Genomic DNA, 2,172 nt, shown 5'->3' on the forward strand with positions numbered 1-2,172 from the left:
AGCGTGGGCACCTGAGCGTGCGCCACGGACCCATCCCGTGGACGGGCAACCGCGAGCTTCCCGCCGATGCCCTGGAGCAGCTGTACTGCCAGGAGCACGTGACGCACAGCCGCAACGGCGGCACCACCATCCGCTACTCCGTGCAGGCCATCGGCAAGGGAAGCCGCCGCAAGATCACGCTGGTGTCGGGCCTCACCGACCGCGACCAGGCGCTGTTCATCGAGAGCCAGGTGGAACAGAAGCTGGGGATCACCGACCGGCGCGTGACCTCCGAAATGCGCCGCTGACCATCCGCTCTGCGAGGTCCGGACGCGCCACCCGGACCTCCTACACACCAAAGCAAGCCAGTCCGCGCAGGCGGACTGGCCTTCTCTCGTGTGGGGAGGACCTTGTGGCGCGACCCGGATTGTGTGGCGGATCCCTCAGTCGCTGCCCGCTTCGGTGTGGCGGCAGGTTCCTTGTGGCCGCTCCATCGGGATGACATCGCGCGCTACGGCAGGCGCGGCCCGCGTGCGGTTGAAGCCTCCCAGTGTTTGGGGGGCTTTCTGCTTCCATGCGGCGGCTTCACCCGCTCCCGGGGGGGTGCTCCGATCGCGGCCTATCCTGTAGCCGCGCGCAAATCCAGCAGCAGCGTTGGATTGTTCGCGGGCCGCTGTTAGGTTGCGTCGCCCGTTGACCGAGGCCGTCCAGAAGAAACGAAGCATGGCGCACTACCAGGTTCTTCCACCCCCGCCGCCCTCGCCCTTCCAGCGCATCCTGTCGCCGTTCTCGCGGTTCGCGGCGACGGAATCGGCGGGCGGCATCGTGCTGATCGCCTGCGCGCTAATCGCCATGGCGTGGGCCAACTCGCCCTGGGCCGAAAGCTACCACCACCTGTGGAAGACGGAGCTGTCGGTGCGCTGGGGAAACCAGGCACTGACCTACTCGCTTCACCACTGGATCAACGACGGTCTGATGGCCGTGTTCTTCTTCCTGGTGGGGCTGGAGATCAAGCGCGAGTTCCTGGTGGGCGAGCTGGCGTCGGCGCGGCGGGCGGCGCTGCCCATTGCCGCGGCGCTGGGCGGCATGGTGGTGCCCGCGCTCATCTACACCGCCGTCAACCTCGGCGGCGTGGGGCAGCGCGGATGGGGCATCCCCATGGCTACGGACATCGCCTTCGCCCTGGGCGTGCTGGCGCTGCTGGGGCCGCGCACGCCGCTGGCGCTCAAGGTGTTCCTGGCCGCGCTGGCCATCGTAGACGACCTGGGCGCCGTGCTGGTAATCGCCCTGTTCTACACCGCCGACATCGCCTGGGGAGCGCTGGGGGTGGGCGCGTTGATCCTGGGCGCCCTGGCGCTGGCCAACCGGATGGGGGTGCGCAGCCCGCTGATGTACGTGGGGCTGGGGCTGGGGCTGTGGGTGGCCTTCCTGCTCAGCGGCGTGCATGCCACGGTGGCCGGGGTGCTGCTGGCGATGACCATTCCCGCGCGCACCCGCATCGACACCAGCGAGTTCCTGGACGGCGGGCGCCGGCTGCTGGACCACTTCGACGTGGCGGGCGAGGAAGGCCCCAGCGTGCTGACCAACAAGGGGCAGCAGGCGGCCATCCAGGAGATGGAGAACCTGTGCGAGGGTGCGCAGGCGCCGCTGCAGCGCATCGAGCACGAGCTTCACTACTGGGTGGCGTTCGGCATCATCCCCCTGTTCGCCCTGTCGAACGCGGGCGTGCACCTGGGCGGCAACCTGGCCTCGGCGTTCGCGCATCCCGTGACGCTGGGCGTTACCCTGGGGCTGGTGATCGGCAAGCCCATCGGGATTACGCTGTTCGCCTGGCTGGCGGTAAAGTCGCGGATGGCGGTGCTGCCCGACGGCATCGGCTGGCGGGCCATCGGGGGCGTCGCCATGCTGGGCGGCATCGGCTTCACGATGTCGCTGTTCATCTCGGCGCTGGCGTTCCCCGACCATCCCGAGCTGGACGAGCGGGCGAAGATCGGCATCTTCGCCGCGTCGGTGGTGGCGGGGCTGCTGGGGTGGCTGGCGCTTCGCAACCTGAAGCACGGCCCCGGCGCGGTCGTCGAGGGCTGACCGCCGAACGCGACGGAGCCCGCCGATGCTGCCGGCGGGCTCCGTTGAATTCGCACACCCCTCGTGTCCAGCCTGAACTCGGGTTCCGTTCCTTCAGGTTCTCAGCCG

Annotated in this window: 1 protein-coding gene and 1 pseudogene; both read left to right on the forward strand. The window is 69.2% G+C overall.

Going from position 1 to position 2,172, the window contains the following annotated elements; all coding sequences use genetic code 11:
• Nucleotides 1-287, forward strand: a pseudogene (locus VIB55_RS18455) (hypothetical protein); the annotation flags it as partial.
• A gap of 415 nt (nt 288-702) precedes the next feature.
• Nucleotides 703-2,064, forward strand: coding sequence for a Na+/H+ antiporter NhaA (gene nhaA / locus VIB55_RS18460; protein ID WP_331878143.1), 1,362 nt, complete (start codon nt 703-705; stop codon nt 2,062-2,064).
• Nucleotides 2,065-2,172: the final 108 nt, after the last annotated feature.

Origin of the sequence: Longimicrobium sp. (assembly GCF_036554565.1) — a bacterium.
In the GTDB taxonomy this organism is placed as follows: domain Bacteria; phylum Gemmatimonadota; class Gemmatimonadetes; order Longimicrobiales; family Longimicrobiaceae; genus Longimicrobium.